Origin of the sequence: Bacteroides uniformis, assembly GCF_025147485.1 — a bacterium.
Lineage (GTDB): Bacteria > Bacteroidota > Bacteroidia > Bacteroidales > Bacteroidaceae > Bacteroides > Bacteroides uniformis.
This window is the reverse complement of record NZ_CP102263.1, coordinates 291,746-314,024: the sequence shown is the minus strand read 5'-3', so window position 1 is coordinate 314,024 and position 22,279 is coordinate 291,746. Positions and strand designations below refer to the sequence as shown.

General features: G+C 47.4%; 13 protein-coding genes and 1 pseudogene. 4 read left to right on the top strand and 10 right to left on the bottom strand.

Translation table 11 applies throughout. The features are described 5' to 3' along the window. Window positions 1-11: 11 nt before the first annotated feature. Both NQ510_RS01325 and NQ510_RS01320 read right to left on the bottom strand, forming a co-directional pair. A complete protein-coding gene (locus NQ510_RS01325; protein ID WP_005829752.1) occupies window positions 12-1,832 on the bottom strand; it encodes a M56 family metallopeptidase in 1,821 nt (606 codons plus the stop codon). Window positions 1,833-1,834: 2 nt separating this feature from the next. Beyond that, complete coding sequence (locus tag NQ510_RS01320; protein ID WP_005829755.1) at window positions 1,835-2,197, bottom strand: BlaI/MecI/CopY family transcriptional regulator; 363 nt, start codon at window positions 2,195-2,197, stop codon at window positions 1,835-1,837. Window positions 2,198-2,486: 289 nt separating this feature from the next. On the opposite strand from NQ510_RS01320, the gene NQ510_RS01315 reads away from it, so the two are divergent. Continuing rightward, a complete protein-coding gene (locus NQ510_RS01315) occupies window positions 2,487-4,025 on the top strand; it encodes a Gfo/Idh/MocA family protein (RefSeq protein ID WP_005829763.1) in 1,539 nt (512 codons plus the stop codon). Between the two features lie 65 nt (window positions 4,026-4,090). Here NQ510_RS01315 and NQ510_RS01310 read toward each other — a convergent pair whose 3' ends face one another. Next, window positions 4,091-5,992: a TlpA family protein disulfide reductase gene (locus tag NQ510_RS01310; protein ID WP_005829764.1), complete on the bottom strand. Its 1,902-nt coding sequence runs from the start codon at window positions 5,990-5,992 to the stop codon at window positions 4,091-4,093. A gap of 146 nt (window positions 5,993-6,138) precedes the next feature. Between NQ510_RS01310 and NQ510_RS01305 the strand changes: the two genes are divergently transcribed. Further along, window positions 6,139-7,206 carry an SGNH/GDSL hydrolase family protein gene (locus tag NQ510_RS01305; RefSeq protein ID WP_005829765.1) on the top strand — a complete coding sequence of 356 codons (1,068 nt, stop codon included), beginning with the start codon at window positions 6,139-6,141 and terminating at the stop codon, window positions 7,204-7,206. A 218-nt stretch (window positions 7,207-7,424) separates the two neighbouring features. On the opposite strand, the gene NQ510_RS01300 is transcribed toward NQ510_RS01305, so the two are convergent. The 5 genes from NQ510_RS01300 to NQ510_RS01280 all read right to left on the bottom strand — a co-directional run bounded on the left by NQ510_RS01300 (window position 7,425) and on the right by NQ510_RS01280 (window position 13,370). Continuing rightward, window positions 7,425-8,663, bottom strand: coding sequence for an ABC transporter permease (locus NQ510_RS01300; protein ID WP_005829766.1), 1,239 nt, complete (start codon window positions 8,661-8,663; stop codon window positions 7,425-7,427). Further along, a complete protein-coding gene (locus NQ510_RS01295; protein WP_009037852.1) occupies window positions 8,663-9,841 on the bottom strand; it encodes an ABC transporter permease in 1,179 nt (392 codons plus the stop codon). The genes NQ510_RS01300 and NQ510_RS01295 overlap by 1 nt, the downstream gene beginning before the upstream one ends. A gap of 27 nt (window positions 9,842-9,868) precedes the next feature. Further along, window positions 9,869-10,858 carry an HlyD family secretion protein gene (locus tag NQ510_RS01290; RefSeq protein ID WP_005829771.1) on the bottom strand — a complete coding sequence of 330 codons (990 nt, stop codon included), beginning with the start codon at window positions 10,856-10,858 and terminating at the stop codon, window positions 9,869-9,871. Window positions 10,859-10,903: 45 nt separating this feature from the next. Further along, window positions 10,904-12,370: a TolC family protein gene (locus NQ510_RS01285; protein WP_008664221.1), complete on the bottom strand. Its 1,467-nt coding sequence runs from the start codon at window positions 12,368-12,370 to the stop codon at window positions 10,904-10,906. 121 nt (window positions 12,371-12,491) lie between these two features. Continuing rightward, window positions 12,492-13,370 carry a hypothetical protein gene (locus NQ510_RS01280; protein WP_005829777.1) on the bottom strand — a complete coding sequence of 293 codons (879 nt, stop codon included), beginning with the start codon at window positions 13,368-13,370 and terminating at the stop codon, window positions 12,492-12,494. Between the two features lie 230 nt (window positions 13,371-13,600). Here NQ510_RS01280 and mdh point away from each other — a divergent pair, with 230 nt between their 5' ends. Continuing rightward, window positions 13,601-14,542: a malate dehydrogenase gene (mdh, locus tag NQ510_RS01275; RefSeq protein ID WP_005829779.1), complete on the top strand. Its 942-nt coding sequence runs from the start codon at window positions 13,601-13,603 to the stop codon at window positions 14,540-14,542. Window positions 14,543-14,636: 94 nt separating this feature from the next. Continuing rightward, the gene (locus NQ510_RS01270; protein WP_008664220.1) at window positions 14,637-17,894 is read left to right on the top strand and encodes a S41 family peptidase; all 3,258 of its coding nucleotides are present in this window, start codon (window positions 14,637-14,639) and stop codon (window positions 17,892-17,894) included. A gap of 1,524 nt (window positions 17,895-19,418) precedes the next feature. Here the strand turns inward: NQ510_RS01270 and NQ510_RS01265 are convergent. Continuing rightward, window positions 19,419-20,528 (bottom strand): annotated as a pseudogene (locus tag NQ510_RS01265) (glycoside hydrolase family 88/105 protein); the annotation flags it as partial. A 124-nt stretch (window positions 20,529-20,652) separates the two neighbouring features. Continuing rightward, the gene (locus NQ510_RS01260) at window positions 20,653-22,269 is read right to left on the bottom strand and encodes a RagB/SusD family nutrient uptake outer membrane protein (RefSeq protein ID WP_005829785.1); all 1,617 of its coding nucleotides are present in this window, start codon (window positions 22,267-22,269) and stop codon (window positions 20,653-20,655) included. Between the last annotated feature and the right edge of the window lie 10 nt (window positions 22,270-22,279).

Genomic DNA, 22,279 nt, shown 5'->3' with positions numbered 1-22,279 from the left:
AGAAAATTAGTTTATTTAGTTGGAGTAACAGTGGCATTCTGGACAGCAGGGCTTTTCTCCGGTTCTTGCAGACGGAACATGATGGGGACTGTATATTTTACGTTTACAGCTTGTCCTCTTTGCATGCCGGGCTTCCACTTGGGCATGATAGTAGTCAGACGGATTGCTTCAGCGTCTAGCAGTGGGTCGGCACCACGGATTACTCTGGGGCAGATGATGTTCCCTTCTTTATCCACTATAAACTGTATGACCACTCTTCCCTGAATCTTAGCTTTTTGTGCGGCTACCGGATATTTGATATTTTTGCCGATGAATTCCATCATTGCGGACATGCCGCCGGGATATTCCGGCATTTTTTCTACGACTTCGAAAACGGTTACTTCCTCCGGGTAGGTTGCCTCTTCGGGAGCATAACCCACTACCACCATTTCATCTATTTTGCTTTCAATGGGAGCATACTTAACCTGTGTATTGTTTTCCGTCAGACGGAACATCACGGGAACTGTATATTTTACCCGCACGGCTTCTCCTTTTTGTGTGCCGGGTTTCCATTTGGGCATGGCACTGATTACGCGTACGGCTTCTTTATTCAATTCCGGGTCAATGCCGCGCAGTATTTTTACATTGGTAATACTGCCATCCTTCTCCACTACAAATTGCACGGTAGCCCGTCCTTGCGTACCTTTCTTCATGGCTGCTTCCGGATATTTGATGTTCTTGCTCAAGTATTCCATTAGTGCAGACATGCCTCCGTCGGGGAATTCGGGCATGTGTTCCACTACCTCAAAAATCGGATTGTCGAGAGTATCCTTATCCACTACCTTTCCTTTGTAAGTCACTGTTTTCGTATCTTGTTCCGGTAGGGGAGCTACTTGAGGGGCTTGAACTTCCGGTACCGCTTGTCCGGTTTTGGCGTCTACAGCCTCTATGACTTCCGCTGCAATCTTCTTTGTGGTACGTGCCACTGCTTCGATATTGCTGACAATCATAAGTAAGGCCGCTAAAGGAAGGAACATCAGATATTTGGTCCTTCCTATTTCTTTTGTTCTCTTTTTGTTCATCATCTTGATGCGTTTTTTTAGAGGTAAAACATTGAAACTGTTATAGATGGTTGCTGCAGCCTTTTGATGTGATAATCCTAACAAATGGTATTGATAGGTTTTGGAGTCATAGCCGTTCTCCAATACGCGGGCATCGGCCATATATTCCAGATTGGTGCGGATTTCCCGTTTCATGAGCCAGGCAAAGGGATTGCACCAGCAAAAAATGCACACCAGTTCACTGATGATGACATCAATGGAGTGCCATTGCCGGGCGTGTGTCTGCTCATGGGTCAATATTTCGTTGAATTCCTCTTCCGTATGCGAGGACGGATGGATAAAAATCCAGTGGAAAAAGGAGAAAGGCCCGTCTGCTTTGGGAAGCAGATGTATATTTGTGTTGCCTATTTGTACCTTGCGGCATCGGCATGCCAGGTGGATGATGCCCGCCAGTTGCATGATGAGGCGTATCATCAGCAATGCCACTATTCCCCAATAGGCGATATTGGCATATTCTGAAAGGATGCTTTTCCAGTCGGTAGGAGCCGCTTCGGTGCCTATTGTGAGTTCCGGTAGCACAACGCTGGCATAGAGGTCTGCCATGGCCACCATCGGTTCCTGCTCCGTAATCCACGTTTGTATGTTCAGCAGAGGTACGGCGGCAGAAACGGCAAAGAAGCAGAGCAGTGCGGTTCTGCGCCAGCCGAAAAACGTGTCTTTGTAGAAGAACAGCCGATAGAATGCATAAAACAGTACTATCGCTACATTCACTTTCAGAAAATAGGCTAACATGTTTACTCCTTTCCTTTCTCTATCATGTCTATAATGTCTTTCAGGTCATTGGCCGAAATCTTCTGGTCTTTGGCGAAGAACGAAACCATTTCCTTATAAGAATTTTCAAAGTAGTTGCGCACAAAACCGCTCATAAAGGTACGTTTGTATTCGCTTTCGCGTATAAGCGGGGTATACTGGTAAGTGTTGCCTACACGTGCGGCACGGATATACTGCTTGCGCTCCAGGTTTTTCACAATAGATGCTACAGTTGTGTAGGGAGGCGCCGGTTTGGGATATTTGGCAACAATGTCTTTTACGAAGCAACTGCCCAGTTCCCAAATGTACAACATTGCTTCTTCTTCTTGTATCGTTAACTTTTCCATGGATAAAGTATTTAAATGAATTCAATGCAAATCTACGAATATTTCGTAAATAAACATCAAACAGTGAGTTAATTAATCTAAATGTTCCTGCTGTGTGTATATTCTTTTGCCAGATTGAAAAGAACATGGCTGTTGATAATCTTCTTTTGGCTAAGATTGTCTATCTTTGCAGAAGAAGCGAAGACTGGCGGCACCTCAGCATAAAAAATGAACGGGTTCATTTTATTCTGCATTCGGTTTGCGCTGTCTTTGTTGCAATGAATTCTTTTACCTTAAATAAAGCAGAAATATGGGAACAGTTAAATCGTTGTTGCTGGGAATGTGCTTCGTATTGGGTGCATGCACAAGCCAGACTTCTACTGTGCAAACCACAGAGAAGGGAACTCAATGGGAATGGCAGAATGGTACCATTGTTGTCAAAACTCCCGAGCGTCCGGCAGGACAGAAGAGTGTATTGGGACTGACTACTCCGAAGTTGGAGGCAGTCCGTGTGGGTTTTGTTGGTTTGGGGATGCGTGGCCCCGGAGCAGTGGAGCGTTTCACTTATATTCCGGGTACGCAGGTAGTGGCTCTTTGTGATTATGAAGAGGCCCGTGCAGATAAATGTCAGGAGCTCTTGAAGAAGGCATCCATGCCCAAAGCCGCCGTCTATTCCGGTGACAAAGGATACGAGGAACTCTGCAAACGTGATGATATAGATTTGGTTTATATTGCTGCAGACTGGCTGCATCACTTCCCCGTTGCCAAGTGTGCGTTGGAGAATGGAAAGAATGTAGCGATAGAAGTGCCTTCGGCTATGAATCTGCAGGAATGCTGGGATTTGATTAACTTGAGTGAATCTACCCGTAAGCATTGCTTCATTCTGGAGAACTGCTGCTATGACTGGTTCGAGATGAATACGCTGAACATGGCGCAGCATGGCGTGTTCGGTGAAGTTATCCGTGCGCAGGGTGCTTATATACATAATTTGAGCCCGTTTTGGGACCATTATTGGAAGAATGGAGAAAATGACAAGCTGGGCTGGCGTTTGGACTACAACATGAAGCATCGTGGTGACGTGTATGCCACCCATGGCCTTGGCCCGGTGGCGCAAGCACTGGATATTCACCGTGGTGACCGTATGGAAACGTTGGTAGCCATGGATACCAAGTCTGTAGTGGGCAAGGAGCTGGTAGAAAAAAGAACCGGCGAGGAGTGCAAGGAATTCCGTAACGGTGACCATACCACGACCATGATTCGTACAGCCAATGGAAAGGTGATTGAGATTCAGCACAATGTAATGACACCACAGCCTTATAACCGTTTGTATCAGCTTACGGGTACCAAGGGATTCGCCAACAAATATCCGGTAGAAGGGTATGCGCTTGACGCTGACCAGCTGAGTGCATCGGGCGTTCAGCCCAAAGTGGATGATTTGAATTCACACGGTTTCCTGCCGGAGACGGAGATGGAGGCACTCGTGGAGAAATACCAGCATCCCATTTTAAAGAAGTACGGTGAGATGGCGAAGGAAGTAGGAGGTCATGGTGGCATGGACTTCGTGATGGACAGCCGTCTGGTATATTGCCTGCAAAACGGTCTTCCTTTGGATATGGATGTATACGACCTTGCTGAGTGGTGCTGCCTTGCAGAATTGGGAGAACTTTCTATGGACAACGGTTGTGCGGCTGTGGCATTCCCCGATTTCACCCGTGGTGAATGGAATGTGGTGAAGGGCTACAAGCATGCATATGCAACTCCGGAAGAGGAAGCGGCTGCTATGGAGAAGGCAAAGGCATTTACTGCTAAACTGAAAGAGCAGGGAGCCAAGGAATGGGCTGAAAAGTAATAGCGGTATACTGATAAAACAAAAAACAGCAGGTGATAAGCCTGCTGTTTTTTTTTATCAGTTTGTCATTTAGTCACTTTCAGCAACTCTTCCTTCATCTTCTCCACTCCCGGAAAGCCGGTTTGTCTGAACGTGGTGTTTCCTTCGCGGTCTACAATCAGATAAGTCGGTACCCCTTCTATCTTGAATGCATCCGATAGGTATTTCCATTGGGCATCTGTCAGACGGAAATGTTCGCCGTGGATGTCGGGAATCATATTCTCCCAGGTCTTCAAGGGGGAGGTTTCGCCGGTGATGTACAGATATAGGATATCCTTGTCTTTCAGTTCCTCCTTCATGGGGGCCATCGTCTTGTTTGCCATACGGCATGGACCGCACCAAGTGGCCCAGAAATCTACTAACAATACTTTTCCTTTGAATTTGCTGATGATAGAAGTGAACAAATCTTCGTTGCTGACGTTGGCGTCCACTTGGTTGATGGTGTAGCCCGTCTTTTTCTTGTTGGCTTCGAGTTGTGCCAGCAGTTCGTCATTGGCGGCAGTCAGCATTTCACGGTATGCGGCGGGCATGGCGGCAACGGTGGCCTTTTGCTCGTCGGTGAGCGGGGTGAAGTTCTTGATACCCCGGTAGAGGGTGACATTACGGGCTATATCGAAGAAGATACCTTTGTCGCTTCCCCAGGCTTTGGCCAATTCTCCACTCCGTTCGACATTCCTTGAAGCCATTTGTACATACTGGTTGGACAAGACTGCTTGCGGCACATTCAATATACTCATATCTTCGTCGGACACGTAGTTGGCGGGTACTTTCCGGGCAAGTTCCTGATAGTAGTTGTTTGCTTCCTCCCGTTTGATGAGATTGGCGTGTAGGGCAGCCGATGTCAAGATGCTGGCAACGGAAGACAGCATGGCATTTGTAATCAGTTTGTTATTGATAGTCAAAAGTTGTCGGGTAGAAGCACTATAAGGCAACTTGTCTATTGCTTCTTGTGTTTCGTCGGATATTTGAAGTACGTATGCTTTGGCTGCATCAATATCCTTGCCAGCCAGTGCAGCTATGTTTTGATAGAGCTTGTCTTGCATGTCGATGCCGAGGTGGTTTCCGTTCAACTCTTGTGCCACGGTTTCCAGCGGTCCGTTGATATATACCATTTCTCCATAGGGTTTCCCTTCGCTGTGGAATTTAGACTTGCGCCGGGAAGCTTCGCGTAGATTGACGTATATTTCTGTTGTCTTGCCGGGTTCCATGAAGAACTGGAGCATATGCTCTCTACCCAAATATATGGTACATGGGGTAGTGCCGGGCAATGTTACTTCTTTGGTGAAACTGCCGTCAGGCTGGATGTCGAGTGGTATGTCCGTGATGTCTCCTTTGATATTCTCCCACACGGCAATACTGATTGGCATTCCCATATTGGGGCGTGAATCCAGGAGTTTTCCTTTCAGCATGGCTTTTCCGTATTGGATGACCGGTTCGGGAAGTTCGGCATTAGGGTCGGCTTTGTGTACTACGGCGTTCTGGGGAAGTGCCAGTTCCGGCAGTTTCTTGCTTTTCAGTTGTATTCCCCAGACGCTGAATCCGTTTTCCACCTTTTCGCCTTCGGTGAAGTCGAAGGAGGTAGCATTGTCGGATAGGGGAGGAAAGACCAACTGGAATTCCGCTTCGCCCGATTCGGGCATCCAAAATTCTTTACCTGGTATGATGCCTATACCGGAACGCAGTTGGTAGGTTTCTCCGTTATTGTCTGTCAGGTAGCTGTCGGGTGCAATCTGTATCCAGTACTTGGGACGATACTTGGCATAGATGTGGAGCACGGTTGCCGTGTCACTGATGACTACTTTACTCACTTCGATGGAAGTCGTGTTTCTTACGATAAACGGTGGTTGGTCAATCACTCGGTTTTTGGCTTGCAGGGTACAGCAGATACACAGTAGGAAGCCTGCTAAGATGAAATGGATGTGTCTCATATGGATTGTTTTTTGCGAAATTACGAATGTTTCGTAAAGAAACAAGCATGTGGGAGTTAATTGATGTAAAATGCTCCTATTTCTTCATTTTTCAAAGAAACCTTGTATCTTTGCCACATAATACTTAACACTTAATATCTTGTCATATGAGAATCCGAATTCTTCTGATGGGCTTGTTGTTGGCCGCTGTTGCCAATGCCCAGACTGTTTATCATGATGCTTCCACCTTCCCCCTTCTGGGCAAAGCAACAGAATCTACCCTTACCCGCTATGAGCGTCTGCCGGACTCTCTGCAGAACATCTCCCGCAAGCCATTGTGGGACTTAGGCCGCAACAGTGCCGGACTCGCCGTGCGCTTCCGTTCCAACTCTACAAGCATTTCCGCCAAATGGGAAGTAAGGAACAATATGAGTATGAACCACATGACACCGACCGGCATTAAAGGCCTCGACCTCTACTGCTTGCAAGACGGTAAGTGGATATTTGCCGGTAGCGGGCGTCCGCAGGGCAAAGTCAACAAGGCGACTATTGTAAGTAATATGTTGCCTGAGGAGCGTGAATATCTCTTGTACCTTTCTTTATATGACGGGGTTACTTCACTTTCTATCGGAGTGGATTCTCTTGCCGAGATTACTCAACCGGCAGTGGACTTGCCGCAACGCGAGAAACCGGTGGTGTTCTATGGTACCAGTATCTTGCAGGGTGGTTGTGCTTCTCGTCCGGGTATGGCACATACCAATATTCTGGAACGTTGGCTCAATCGCGAGTGTATCAATCTGGGCTTTAGTGGCAATGCCTTGCTCGATTTGGAGATTGCTGATGTCATAGCTGGCGTAGATGCTTCCATGTTTGTCCTTGACTTCGTACCCAATGCCACTGTGGAGCAGATGAAGGAGCGTGCTGACAAATTCTATACCATCATCCGCAGCAAGCATCCCGATACGCCTGTCCTTTTCGTGGAAGACCCTCTCTTTACCCACTCTCCTTTTGACACCAGGATTGCCAAGGAGGTAAAGGACAAGAATGAGACATTGAATGCCTTTTTCCGTTCTTTGAAGCAACGTGGAGAGAAAAACATCTATTTCCTTGCTTCCCGTGACATCATCGGCCACGACGGGGAGGCTACAGTAGACGGCATTCATTTTACCGATTTGGGCTTTATGAGGTATGCTGAGATACTTTACCCGATATTGGAGAAACACGTGCGACCGTAATTAGGTATTACAACCGTTTGTCTGTTTGCTGCCTTGCCGATGCTGTAGGGCAACTATTTGTTTCCTTTAACAAAACAGTCTGTTTCCTATAAGGGAACAGACTGTTTCAATATGGCGAACAAACTGTTTTTATATATTGGAACAAATTGTTCTGATACGCTGAAACAAAGTGTTCAAACGCATGTGAACACTTTGTTTCGTAGGCTTGGAACAATGTGTTACGCTTCTATACTCTTATGCTTCTTATACTCTTCAATCACATGTTTCCTGCTCTGCAATATCTGCCAGCGATATACCAGGCACGTGGTGATGAAGTAGAAGCCCGTTTGTATCCATAGTGCTTGGTACTCGAAAGAGACTTCATTGAGTGTGGCTCCCATGCTGTTGATGCGTACGTAGCCGTTGATGCCGAAGGTAGAAGGGAAGATGTACGAGAAGTACTTCCAGAAAGCGGGCATAGCAGCTCCCGGCCATGAAATGCCGGAGAGGAACAGCAGCGGCACGGAGGTGAACACGAACAGCAGCATGCACGTTTCGCGGTTGCGGATGGCAATGGATGCTGTCATGGCAAAGAAAATACAAGCGGCCAGGTAGGGCAGGGTGAACAGAGTCAGGACACCGGGTATCGCTATTTGGTTGAGGCTGAAAAGCCATGGAACCACACACAGTATATATACCGATACCAGTGAATATACCATGAAGTAGCTCAGCCCTTTTCCCATCACAATGCGTAGTGTGCCGTTGTAGTGGCGGTTGATAGGCACCAGGTCGCGGAAGCGGTTCTGTTCGCGTGCCGTCCCGGCAGACAAGCCGATGCCGAGTAGCAGCGTTTGCTGGATAATCAATACCAATACTGCCGGAATCAGGAAAGCGGCAAATCCGTTGGTTGGATTATAGAGGGCGACATCCTCATACTCTATCGGGTAGGCGGTAATCTCGTCCTGGCGGTCGGTGGTATTGGCGCTTCGCTCCACTTTGATGTCTGCGTTCATGGCAAGCGACACGTTGGTGTTGGCAGTCAGCAAGGCTTTGTAATACAGCAGTCCGCTCATGTCGCAGAAGATGCTGACCTGCGTTTGCTTACCGCGTACAATGTCGTCGCTGAAGGTGGAGGGGATGTAGATAATACCGTATGCCCTGCGGTCCTTCAACATCAGTTTGGCTTCTTCCATATCAGCGCAGTAGCTCACGAGGCTCACTTCGGGACTGGAGTCCACTTTCCGCAGGTATTCGCGGCTCAACGAGGAGCGTGAGTCATCCACCACGACAGTGGGCACTTCGTGGATAGTTTCGTTGGTATAGATGAAAGCGTATATCAACGGATAGACCAACGGAACGAGCACGAAGAAGATGAGCACGCCCTGGTCGCGGAAGGTGGTGCCGAATTCCCGTTTCCATATATAGAACAAGTCATGAATGCCTTGTATCACTTTCTGTCTGAACGTCAGGTCTTTCATTAGGGCATGTATTTATAGTAAACCAACGCTCCTTTCAGCCTATGGGCTATAAGGAACGGGAGCATCATGAAAATAAGCAGCGCTACGTAGTTGACCCACGAGTAAATCATGGGGTATCCATTCAGTGCCTGGTCCACATAAATCAGGAAATAGTGGCGCAGGGGGAACAGATTTGCCAATGCCTGCAATACGGGGTGCATGCCCATGGCGGGGAATGACAATCCGCACATGGAGAAAGAGAGTACGCCCCATAGGGAAGCGAAACTGAGTCCCAGACGCAGGGTAGGCAGGGTTCCTATCATCAATATTCCCATGCCTTGCGATGCCAGCACCAGGCAAAGAGTGGCAAGCAGCATCGGCAGGATGCCGCTGTTGCAGGGAAAATGGAGGAAACCGTAGAGGTATACATTATATAATATTCCCATCAGGAAGAAGATGGCGGTATGCGGCAGCAGTTTGCCGGCAAGGGAAATCCAGATGGAGTTGTTGCCCATGCGCAGCCATTCGCGGGCGGTGCGGTCTTTTATCTCGACTCCGATGGAATAGACGGTTACCATGAAGATAAGCAGCATCAATACGCCCGGTGCAAAGGTGTTGCACAGATATACGGAGTAGTTCAGCCACGGGTTATTGAGTGGATGCGTATCTATGACGATGGGTTGGAGGAAGGCCATCGCTTGTTCCTCGGTAGCTCCTTTGGCATATAGGGTGCTACGTGCTGCGGCACCGGATGCCAATTCGCTCATCATCTTCATGTCCTTGAAGAGGAGTGAACCTGCGATGAGCAGGGTATTGTTTGTATAGAAAGAGAGTTTGGGCTGCCGTCCGGCCTGCGCTTTGGCAGAGGTACCTTCGGGAATGTAGAAGAAACCGTAAATCTCTCCGCGCTGCATGGCGGTACGGGCTTCGTTGATGGTAGGGTAGCGGGCGACGACGGCTGTCTGCTCAAAAGCGTCCAAGTTACGTATCAGCTGGCGTGAAGTGGCACTCATGTCTTGGTCCACCACACCTACGGGCATGTCCGTAGGAAGCCCGGAGTCCATCAGCGTGGTGAAGAATATGTAGCAGAACAACGGTGCTATCACCATACAGAACAGATAGAGCGGGCGGGAAACAAGACGGCGGCATTCGCGTCTTGCTACATTCCACAAAGCCGTATGTTTCTTATTTCTTTCCATCATCCTCTCCAATAACTCATAACTCCTTTACTTCTTCAATACAACACTCATTCCCGGACGCAGTCCTTCCACCTTCTCTTGCGGAGCGGCTTTTACTTCGAATGTTTTCAGGTCGAACTGGCCGGTAGTCTTGGTCGCTTTCCAGGCGGCATATGTGCCGAGGTCTTTCATATAGTACACTTTCAGGCGGATATTCTTATCGAGTGCAGGGATGAACGCCTCGAATTCGGTATTCATACCCAACCCTTGCAGCAAGTCCTCGCGTACATTGAAGGTTATCCACATATCGTCCAGAATGGCGATGTTCATAATGGGAGCACCCGTGCCCACGAGCTCGCCTACTTTGGGGAATATCTCGGATACCTCACCGGCAGTCTGTGCAATCAGGTAAGTTTCCTTGATGTACGATTCAACTTCGGCCACAGCTCCTTTGGCACGTTCCACCAAGGCAGCGGCAGCGGCTTTGTCCTCGCGTTCCGCACCGTTCTTGGCCATATCATACTGGGCTTTGGCGGCTTTCTCCGTAGCCCGGGCTGCATTGCGTTGGGCGGTAACTTCGTCAAGCTTTTGTGTAGACATCACGCCTTGGTCGTGCAGGTTCTTCACACGCGTGTAGGATTTTTCGGCAATCTCCAGTCCGGCCAGTGCCTTTTGCCACATTTCATAGGCAGCTTGTATCTGTTCCCGACGGGCGCCTTTTAGAGCTTTTTCGTTCTGGGCTTGGGCTGCCGATTCGGCGGCGCGTGCTTGTTCCAGTTTGGCCTGCACGTCCGGAGCCTCCAAAATGGCAAGGGTGTCTCCGGCTTGTACGCTTTGTCCCTCTTTTACACGAAATTCCAGAATACGTCCCGGCACTTTGCTCGATACTCGATACTCCGTTACTTCTGCTTGTCCTTGCACAATTTCCGGCCCTTTACGCAACATGAAGAAACCTACAAGGGCAACGATGGCAATCACTCCCGTCAGCGTGAGGAATGCCAACAACATGTTACTGTTTTGTGATTTTGTATCCAACATATTATTTACTATTTGACTGTTTACTATTTACGATTGAAGAAACTATCAATTATCAATTGTCAATTCCCCCGTTGCCTTTCTCAGATAGATTTCCGTCAGTTTTACGTCAATCTGTGCGTCTATCTTTTCCGATTGGGCAGAAAGCCATGCGGTGTGCGCTTCGAGCACATTGCTGGCAGGTATAACGCCTTCCTCAAAGCCAAGTGTGGCGTATCTCAGGTTCTCGTTGGCTTTTTCCAGGTTCTTTTCGGCCATGGTCAGTTTCTTGGCAGCTTCGTTCACTTGGAAAGCCGACTGGTTGACCTGCAGCTCTATCTTTTCTTTGGCGTCATCCAACTGGTATTGGGCGATGCGTGCTTCCGATTTGGCTGCTTTTACTTTATAGATGCCTTCGCCCCAGTGCCAGATGGGTACCGACACCATGACACCCACATTCCACATCCCCTTGAACTTTTTCTCGAAACTGTTGAAGACGGAAGGGTTGGTTGCCATATAGCTGCCCATTAGTGCTATGGAAGGAAGATATTCCGAACGGGTGACATTTACTTTCTGCTTATAAATCTGCGTGGCAAGTTCCAGGCTACGCACTTCGGGACGGGTAGCATAAACATTGTTGATGTCGATGGCACCGTTTTCCGGAGTAGTGGGAGCCAGGTCTTCCTTCTGTTCGTCTGTGAGCATGACGGGAGTGGAAAGGTCGAGACCACACAATTGGCACAGCAGCATCCGGGCAAGGCTCAGGCCATCGGTTACTTTGGTCAGGGTCATTTCGGCCTCATTCACTTTTACTTTGATGGAGAGTCCGTCTGCTTTGGTGGCAACGCCTTCGGCAATCATTTTGTCAACGTCGCTGTCGAGCTTCTGCAGTAGTTTCAGATAACCTTCTGCCAGCTTCTTTTTATGGGCAAGGGACACTACCTGCCAATATGCCTGGTCTGTACTCAGAATTACTTCCTGCATACCGGTGTTGTGCTGCTGGCGGGCCAGCTCTTCGGCGTATTTGGTAATTTTGTTGTAGGCACGTATCTTGCCGCCCATATATAGGGGTTGGGTCAAGGTCAGTGCGCCCGCATACATGTTGCGGGTGTCTGTACGAAAGGCGTCAACCAAGGATTGGCCTGCACCGTCGAGGGCACCTACCAGGCTTTGTCCTAAAGCCGGCAATTGGCCTGCCAGTTCTGGATGAAGCTGTGCGATAACTTGGGCAGCCTGCTGTAACGGTCCGCTGAGACTTGTACCCAATCCGGACAAGGCTCCTTTCTGAGCGTCGCTGAGGATGGACAACTCTTTTTGACTGCGCATATATCCGCCGCTGGCCGAAATGTTGGGAAGGTAATTAGTAAATGCCGCTTTCCTTTGATAGTGGGCGGCGTTGATTTTTTCCTGGCTTATCAGCAGTTCTTTGTTGTTGGAGATTGCCAATGCACGGCAACTATCCAAGCTTAATGCTTCCTGGGCCTTCATGGGGAAGGATAGGTATGCCAAACAGATGAAACAGAAGAACTTTTTCATTGGGCTATACATTAATTAAGGTGATGAATCTGTAGTTTATACAGCAACAATAATTGCATAAACAACGATGCAAATGTATAGGCTTTCAATGATATTGCAAAATAATTTAGATTTTTTTGTATTAATTCAAGCTGAATGATTGCGAACCGATAAGGGTACCGTCAGCAAAAATGTCTACGCGGTAGGTGCCTGCATAGAGGTATTCTTCTACATCCCAATATACGGTGACGGCTTGCTCTTCTCCGTTGTATTCTATATACTTCTTGATGGAATATACCAGTTCCCGGTTCTCGTATGGGAAGGTGTTCGAGGAACTTTTGGTCAGCACGTCATTGTCCGGTTTGGTGATGCGGATGTAGAGGGTACGTTCGCCGGTCTCTGCAGTGATGTTTTTCACGATGGAGAAGTTTATTTTGAACTTCACGATGTCTTTCACCTTCTTGGCAGTCTTGCCGCGTTTGTTTGTGGGCTGCACAGAGATGTTGGTGGCGTCCAGTTGGGCGGCAAGTGTCACGGTCTTGGTAAGGTTCTTCTTCTCTTCGGACAAGTTGCTGATTTGCCGGGAAGCGGCGTTGTACTTCTTGGTGACATCGGCTATGATTTCCTTCTGTTGAGCAGTCAGGCGGTTTAGCGAGTCAATCTGGTTGATATAGCCTATCATGACTTTGCGGAGAGAGGCCAGTTCCTTCTTCAGACGGCGTATCTCGGTGGCATTGCTGCTCTTCACGGTGCGGAGTTCTTCCAATAAACGTTGGGTCTTCAATTGTTCCTGCTCCAAGAGTACGGAGAGGGAGTCGTTGGAGACTGTCAACTTCAGTTCGTCATATTGTCTGGCGAAGTCTGTGTATTGATTTTCAAGGTCTTCTTTATCCAGATTGAATTCCATCACCAGTTCCTTGTTGGTTTGCTTTTCGGAAATCAGCAGAATGGTAACTCCTATTAATAATAAGATAAGGAGGCTGCCTGCCACGATGAGAAGTGTATTCTTCTTAACTGCCATTTTTGATAATGATTAATGGTTAAGTGATTAATGGTTGGTGGCTGATTATTCGTCCTACATTCATTAATCGTCCGCAAAATTAATCATTAATCATTAATCATCGTCCACTAATCATTGGCTAAATGTGTATTTAACTAAAATTATTACGGAAATATTTCTCTAATTACGAAGTTCGCTGTACTTTTGCGTCATCTTTAAAGAACACTTATAAACAAAAAACTTTAGAAATTATGTCAAAAGTAACCGTAGTAGGTGCAGGTAACGTAGGTGCTACATGCGCTAATGTGTTAGCCTTTAATGAAGTGGCTGACGAAGTGGTAATGCTGGACGTGAAAGAAGGCGTTTCAGAAGGTAAGGCAATGGATATGATGCAGACTGCTCAACTGCTGGGCTTCGACACCACTGTTGTAGGTTGTACCAACGATTATGAGAAGACTGCCAACTCCGACGTTGTAGTGATTACTTCCGGTATTCCCCGTAAGCCGGGTATGACTCGTGAAGAATTGATCGGTGTTAATGCAGGTATCGTTAAGTCGGTTGCACAGAACATCTTGAAATATTCTCCGAATGCTATCCTTGTGGTTATCTCCAACCCGATGGATACCATGACTTATCTGTCATTGAAGTCTCTGGGCTTGCCGAAGAACCGTATCATCGGTATGGGTGGTGCTTTGGACAGCTCTCGTTTCAAATATTTCTTGTCTCAGGCTTTGGGCTGCAACGCCAACGAAGTGGAAGGCATGGTTATCGGTGGTCACGGTGATACTACCATGATTCCGTTGGCTCGTCTGGCTACTTACAAAGGACAGCCGGTAAGCACACTGCTGAGCGAAGAAAAACTGAACGAAGTGGTAGCTTCTACTATGGTAGGTGGTGCTACACTGACTAAGTTGCTGGGTACTTCTGCATGGTATGCTCCGGGTGCGGCAGGCGCTTATGTCGTTGAGTCTATCATCCACAACCAGAAGAAGATGATTCCTTGTTCAGTATATCTGGAAGGAGAATACGGTGAATCAGACATCTGTATCGGTGTTCCCGTAATCCTTGGCAAGAACGGTATCGAGAAAATCGTTGAACTGGAACTGACTGCTGACGAAAAAGCTAAATTTGCTGCCAGCGCTGCTGCCGTTCACAAGACAAATGCCGCTTTGAAGGAAGTAGGTGCTCTCTAATTGAGGGTAACTTAAAATGATAAGCAAACCTCACGGTCTTTTTCCGAAAGGAAAAGTCGTGAGGTTTTTTTATTCTCCAAAAACAAGAATCATTATGAAAAAACTACTATTAGGTATTGCTGCCGCTTGCCTGGCTGGTTTTACTTTTGCGCAGGATGCTCCGCTGTGGATGCGTCATAGTGTCATCTCTCCCGATGGGACCACCATTGCTTTTACGTATAAAGGAGACATCTATACGGTGCCGGTTGCCGGTGGACGTGCCATGCAGATAACTACCAATCCCGCATATGATACGGCTCCGGTATGGAGTCCGGACAGTAAGCGGATTGCTTTTGCTTCGGATCGTATGGGAAGCCTGGACGTCTACATTGTGGCCAAAGACGGAGGCGAACCACGACGGCTGACTACCCACTCGGGAAGCGAAACGCCGCTTGCTTTTACAGATGCCGGACATGTCTTGTTCTCTGCGGGCATCATGCCGTCTGCCGAGGCTGTTGTCTTTCCCTCTAACGGGCAGTTCAACCAGGTCTATCGAGTATCAGTGGAGGGAGGGCGCCCGACGATGATTTCGTCCATGCCTATGGAGTGCATCTCCATCAATAAGGAGGGAGCGATGTTGTATCAAGATAAGAAAGGTTACGAGGACTACTGGCGTAAACATCACGTATCGCCCATTGCCCGTGACATCTGGATGTATACTCCGGGAAAAGAACCGCAGTACCGCCAGCTGACCACTTTCGGAGGAGAAGACCGTGAACCGGTTTGGGCTCCTGATGGAAAAACATTCTACTATCTGAGTGAGGAAAACGGCTCTTTCAATATCTACCGACGTACTCCCGGAGATGCGAAGGCCGTGCAGTTGACGCACTATACCAAAAATCCGGTACGCTATCTCAGTGCCGCTACGGACGGAAGGTTGTGCTATGGATTTGATGGTGAGATTTACACCCTGCTTCCCGGTGGAGAAGCGCAAAAGGTGAACATCAGCATTGTTTCCGACAGAAACGACAAGGACATTATCCGCCAGATTAAGAGTAGCGGTGCCACGGAAATGGCAGTGTCTCCGGATGGTAAGGAAGTGGCTTTCGTTTTGCGCGGCGATGTCTACGTCACTTCAGTGGAATATAAGACTACGAAGCAGATAACGAATACTCCTTGTCAGGAACGTACCGTAGACTTTGCCCCCGATGGGCGGACACTGGTTTATGCTTCCGAACGTGGCGGGCTTTGGCAACTTTACACTTCGACGATTGTGCGTAAGGATGAAAAGCTGTTTACCTATGCCACAGAGCTGAAGGAAGAACGCTTGACAAACTCGGATGCCGCTTCTTTCCAACCCCAATACAGCCCTGACGGTAAAGAGATTGCCTTTCTCGAAAACCGCAGCACCATCCGTGTCATCAATTTGAAGACAAAGGATGTGCGTACCGTTATGGATGGCAAGTATCAATACTCTTATTCGGACGGTGACCAGTGGTTTCAGTGGAGTCCGGACAGCAAATGGATTCTTTCGGACTATATCGGTGTAGGTGGATGGAACAACAAAGATGTTGTGCTGCTGAATGCCGATGGCAAGGGTGAAATGGTGAACCTGACCGAGAGCGGATACAACGATGGCAATGCCAAATGGGTATTGGGTGGAAAAGCCATGATTTGGACCAGTGACCGTGCGGGGTATCGCAGCCACGGCAGTTGGGGAGCCGAAGACGATACTTATATCATGTTCTTTGATGCTGAAGCATACGACCGTTTTTTGATGAACAAGGAAGAAACCGCTTTACTCGAGGAAGCGGAGAAGGCAGAGAAGGAAAAAGCCGGGAAGAAAGACGAAAAGGATGCTAAGAAGAAAAAAGAGGATGCCGACAAAGATAAGGAGAAAAAGGTAGAGCCGTTAAAGTTCGACCTCGCAAACCGCTTTGACCGTATTGTACGCCTGACCGTCAACTCCTCGCATATGGCAGATGCCATGCTTTCTGCTAAAGGGGATAAACTCTATTATCTTTCTGTTTTCGAGGATGGGTACGATCTTTGGGAACACAATCTGAAAGAGAATGTTACAAAAGTTCTTTTGAAGAAAGTAGGTGCAGGCGCTTTGCAGCCTGACAAGGAAGGGAAGAATATCTTCCTTTGTGCCCGCGACGGAATGAAGAAGATAGAGATTGAAGGCAGCAAGATTTCTCCAATTGAATTTGAGGCTTTCTTCGATTACCGCCCTTATGGTGAGCGTGAATATATCTTCGACCACATCTGGCAGCAGGTAAATGATAAGTTCTATGTGGCAGACTTGCAAGGTACGGACTGGAATGGATACAAAGAAACTTATAAGCGCTTCTTGCCGTATATCAACAATAACTACGATTTTGCGGAAATGCTGAGTGAGATGCTGGGTGAATTGAACGGTTCTCATACGGGAGCGCGTTATTATGCTTCGGGCGCAGCACTTCCTACGGCTGCTTTGGGAGTGTTCTATGATGAAGCTTATGCGGGCGATGGATTGAAGATTAAAGAAATTATAGCTCAGAGTCCATTGACGAAGAAAAAGACGGATGTCAAGCCGGGCTGTATTATCGAGAAAGTGGATGGTGTTGCCATTAAGGCTGGCGCTGATTATTTCCCGTTACTCGAAGGTAAGGCAGGCCGCAAGGTGATTCTCTCGGTCTATGATCCTGTTACCGGAAAGCGGTTTGAAGAAACCTTGAAGCCCATATCTTACGGTGCCCAGAATGAGCTGTTGTATAAGCGCTGGGTGGAAAACTGCCGCAAAAAGGTGGATGAATATTCCGGCGGACGCATTGCTTATATTCACATCAAAGGTATGGATAGTCCGAGCTTCCGTAAGATTTACTCCGATTTGTTGAGCGAAAGCAGTCGTAAGAAAGAGGCTGTTGTGGTGGATACCCGCCATAACGGAGGCGGGTGGCTGCACGAACAAGTAGCGACGTTACTTAGCGGCAAGGAGTATGAACGCTTTGTGCCGCGTGGCCAGTACATCGGCAGCGATCCTTTTGACAGATGGCTGAAACCTTCGTGTATGCTGGTTTGCGAGGATAATTACAGCAATGCCCACGGTACTCCTTTTGTGTACAAGACGTTGGGTATCGGTAAGCTGATAGGTGCTCCCGTGGCAGGAACCATGACTGCTGTCTGGTGGGAAAGCCAGATCGATCCAAGTATTGTATTCGGTATTCCGCAGGTAGGTTGCATGGATATGCAGGGCAACTATCTGGAGAACCGCACGTTGCAGCCTGATATCCTGGTCTATAATGAACCGGAAGCTGTTTTGAAGGGAGAAGATGCACAGCTGAAAGCGGCGGTGGACCACTTGCTGAAGAGGTTGCCGCAAAAGAAATAGATGGATTGGACTTTATAAACAAGAGGCTGAATTCAAGATTGAATTCAGCCTCTTGTTTATAAAGTCGATGGGGTGTCTTATTTATTTTACAGTTACTTCTGACAGTTTTAACCAACCAGAATTAGTGAAGGTTCCCTTGGCAGAGATATCCAGCCCCTTAACATTGCTTCCATTGCCTTTGGTTGTATCGACTAAAGCTACTGCCCAGGTATAGGTTCCTTTTTTTACCCCGTGAAGTTTGGGAGTGAACTCATAGGAAGTGGGATAGCCTTTTATCCAGACGGATAAATCAGTATTGTTGTCCAGATAAGAGTAGACTACTTGATTGTCTTGGTTCAATAATGCGAAAGCTACTTTATACTTTTGGTTCCATTGTGGTATATTGGTTGGGCAATATCCCCAGCCTAAGTTGTTCCAGCGATGTACTATCTTTATTCTTGAACCACTCTTCATTTCTTTGGGAACTACAATGGAATCGGGATATAAACGATAACCTCCTTCGGAGATGAAACGCTCAACCAAAGGATAGGCATCACGGAACCAACTCATGGTTTCGTCTCCTACACGGAAATCCATCATGTTGACATGAGCTTCCTGACCGTCTTCAAATTCTCCGATACGCACATCTTTGGCTGTTTTGTAACCGCTCGGGTCATTGTGATAAGGGTGCTTGCTCACAATCCATCCACCTTCCAGTAGAACCGGGCGTTTCATAATCCAAGGTTTCACATAGTTTCGCTCCCACTGGCCGTAATACTCTCTCATTCCGAAAGCATCATGACGTAAGGAAAAGCCTTTCTCGCAAGCGCTGTCCAACAAGCGTTTACTATCGGGATCAAAATTCTCCTCACCTGCCCAGTCTTTGCCTGCACCCATCCAACGATGGTAGTTGATAACTAAAGGTACTTTGGTGAAGTGTTTGACGTAGAGGTCTGTAATCCAATTGAACACAGCTTCCCGGTTCTTGGGGTCAATGTACTTCATAGTGTGTGCCTCACCCCATTTGCCAAGACCGTAGCCGTCTATAAATTCCACCAGGTCAGGGTCATTGTATTTTTGGGCAAATGCTTCTATGAACTTTGCATATTTCTCCTGGAAGATAGGGTCATCAGGATAGGGAGAGCGTTTTCCATTGTCTGTATAGTATTTGGCTCCTGCATCGAATACATAGGCCGGAGTGGCTTCATTTTTTCGGTCGCGGCTGTCGACAACTACACGGAAAGAGAGACGCATACCTCTGTCGAGTGCCCCTTGAATTACTTTTTTCAACTTTTCGTTGGTATCCCAGCCGTAGACTCCTTCGGCGGGATTGAAGGTACTCCAATGCGTACGGATATAGAGTGTGCGTGCATAATCGGAGATTTTCACGGTTGTTCCTTTTTCCGGTACATAGATATGGTCGTATTTCTTCCAGAAGTCATCGCTGACATTCTCATTTGCATAAACAACCCAACCACTTAAAGGGTTTCCCTGCATGGTTTTTCTGTCTGGCCAGATTTTTATATAATCAGCTTCCGTATCTACAGCCATCTTGTATATCTGGCATCCTGCTGCAAGAAACGCACCGACACCGTAAACTTCTGTCATGTCACGCGTCACTTTACGGGGGTCGGCACCGATAGGCTGTACCCAGCCAAGTTTACCGCTTGCATCTACAGCATCGGTCAGTGCCTTCCAGCCTTTTATAATGACTGGCATGAAATCGTCTTCATTCAAGAGTCCCGCATTTACGCCATAGGCCAACGCATATACAAAGAAACCGGTGGAACTGGTTTCGGGAGAAGGATAAGAAGCCGGATCCAGAAGGCTGGCATGCCAATAACCGTCTTCGTTCTGCAATCCGGCGATACGTGTGCATAACCGGATAAACAGTTCTTCGTAATAAGCGCGTTCCATCAAGCCTTTGGGCAACTCCTGCAATACTTCTGCCAGACCGGCCAGTACCCAGGCATTTCCACGTCCCCAGAACACCTTTTTGCCATTGGCTTCTTTTTTACCGAAATAATGCCAATCGCGGTAGAAAAGGTTCTCTTCCTTATCGAATAGGTATTCGTAGGTAGCCCGGTATTCATTGTCCATGAATTGGAGGTATTTCCGGTTGTTGGTTTCACGGTATAGCTTGGCATAAACCGGGGGGGCCATAAACAAGGCATCACACCAGGTCCAGCGTTCTAGGGTTTTGTTGTCACCATACTCCAGTTTGAATGTACCGTTGGATGGATGGTTGACAATCCATTCCGTACGTGCCAGGGTAGGAGCCAGTATTTCCTCTTTTTTATATTTACGGTATAAGTCAATGAATGATTGGGAAACGGTTATATCGTCTGCATGGTACAACCGCTGATGGGGTTGCCAGCAGTTTCGTCTTCCTATTTTATAGAGCCATTGATAGTAGGTGCTGTCATTGTACTCCTCTTCTGCCAGTTTAGCCCAATCTACCATACCTACATAAAGTGCTCCATTGGTCCAATCCAGGTCGTGGTGTTCGTGGGCAGTGTTAGGATTGGAAATTTGCCAGTCTGCCACTTGCTTCATTTTCTCTTTTACTTCCTTTTTGCTGAATGGCACTTGTGCCATGATTGCCATACTGATAAACAGAAAGGCTGCTGCTGTTAATTGTCTGTGTATCTTCATGATTGTTTATTGATAAAATTAAGGGAATTGCCTTTGTTCTCAATGGACGCGGACAATTCCCTTTATGAGAATCTTGAAAACTATCTTTTTACCTTTATTCGTGTTTTATTTTGTCTTTGTGCTGTTAATATCCTTCGTTTTGCGGGAATTCTGCACCCGTATTTGAATCGATTATGCTCTGAGGAATCGGCCATAATGTGTGGTAATCACGCATAACGGGCCCCGATTCTGTATTGTATTTGCGGGTACGCTCCAATAATTTGCCGGTACGGCATAAGGTAAAGCGGCGTGATTCTTCACCTACCAACTCGCGGATACGTTCGTCCAGCAAGAAGTCCATGGTCATTTCACTGTCCGTAATTTCAGGAGCATGTGCGCGACGGCGTACAACATTGATTGCTTCGCGGGCACCTGAAATATCGTTCAACCCCAACCTTGCTTCGCAGAGTAAGAGATAAGTCTCGGACAAACGGAACTTCATGCGGTCACGGTAGGAACCGGTCAAAGAAAGGTTTTCGGAACGGCCATAGAAGAATTTTGTCAGAGCCGGATAAAGACGGAAGGTGGTAAACCATGTTTCGTCTGTAATCGTGGCTTTTTTACCATAAAGGTCGGGCATGTTCTCGTTGTTGTAATACCAGTTACGTTTGATGTTGTATTCGGAATTACGAATGTCTTCTTCATCAAAGAAACCGGTATCTTCTCCAATCCACCATTTCATTGGTACCAATTGCGACAAGCCGCGGCCACCCAGTGAGTCTGCCAAAACAAAACCGGTAATTTCGAAGTATTTGGGTTCCCAGGCACGGCGTGTCCAGTCATCGGAATTTGTACCGCCACCAGTAGTGTTATATTCAAACTGCATGACCCAAATGCTTTCCATATTGCCGGATGTGCGATTTTGATTGTTTTCAACGAATAGGTCGGAGAACACATCGCCGTTTGCTTTTACCTTTTCACCGAAGCGGTCTTCCATCAAGTGGAAATATCCGCTGTTGATGACATTCTCTGCGGCAGTTTCAGCCTTTGCATAATCACCCTGCATCAAGTAAACCTCACTTAGTAAGTGTTCTGCCGCCCATTTGGTCAGCTTGCCGACTTTTACGGCATCAGGGTCAGTAGGCAGGTTCTCGACAGCAAACTGAAGGTCTTCTACCATGTGGGCAATAACCTCTTCCTTCGGTGTACGGGTAAAATCGATTCTGAACTGATCTTGAATCTTGTCTACATAAGGAACGTCTCCATACAGATAAACCAATGTACGGTATGCATAGGCGCGGAAAAAACGTGATTCTGCCTGATAGAGCGCCTTGTCTGTGCTATTATCCCAGTTCGTGTTTATTTCCGAGTATTTCAACATCTCATTGGCTCCTGCAATCAGGCTATAAGCCCAGTTCCAGTAGGAACCCACAATACCGGTATTTGGAGTTAATGTCAAAAAACCGAACGGTTGGATAGAACCGTCTTTAGTGCCCATGGTAGCAAGGTCAGTGGCAATCTGCAATGCTTCGTAAGGGCAAGCGGCATTGTGCATGAAGGCACCGTTTTCACCCCAAGTGTTGTATTCAGAGCGTGCTTCGGCATAAAGTCCGGTAGAACCTACTTCGAAACCATAGGAACTTGTATATGTGTTGTCCGGAGCCAGTTCACTTTTCAGTTTCTCATCCAGAAAGTCAGAGCAACCGGTAGCAGACAGAGCTACTAACAGAGCTAGAGTTGCTTTTGATATATAATTTTTCATTGTATATATA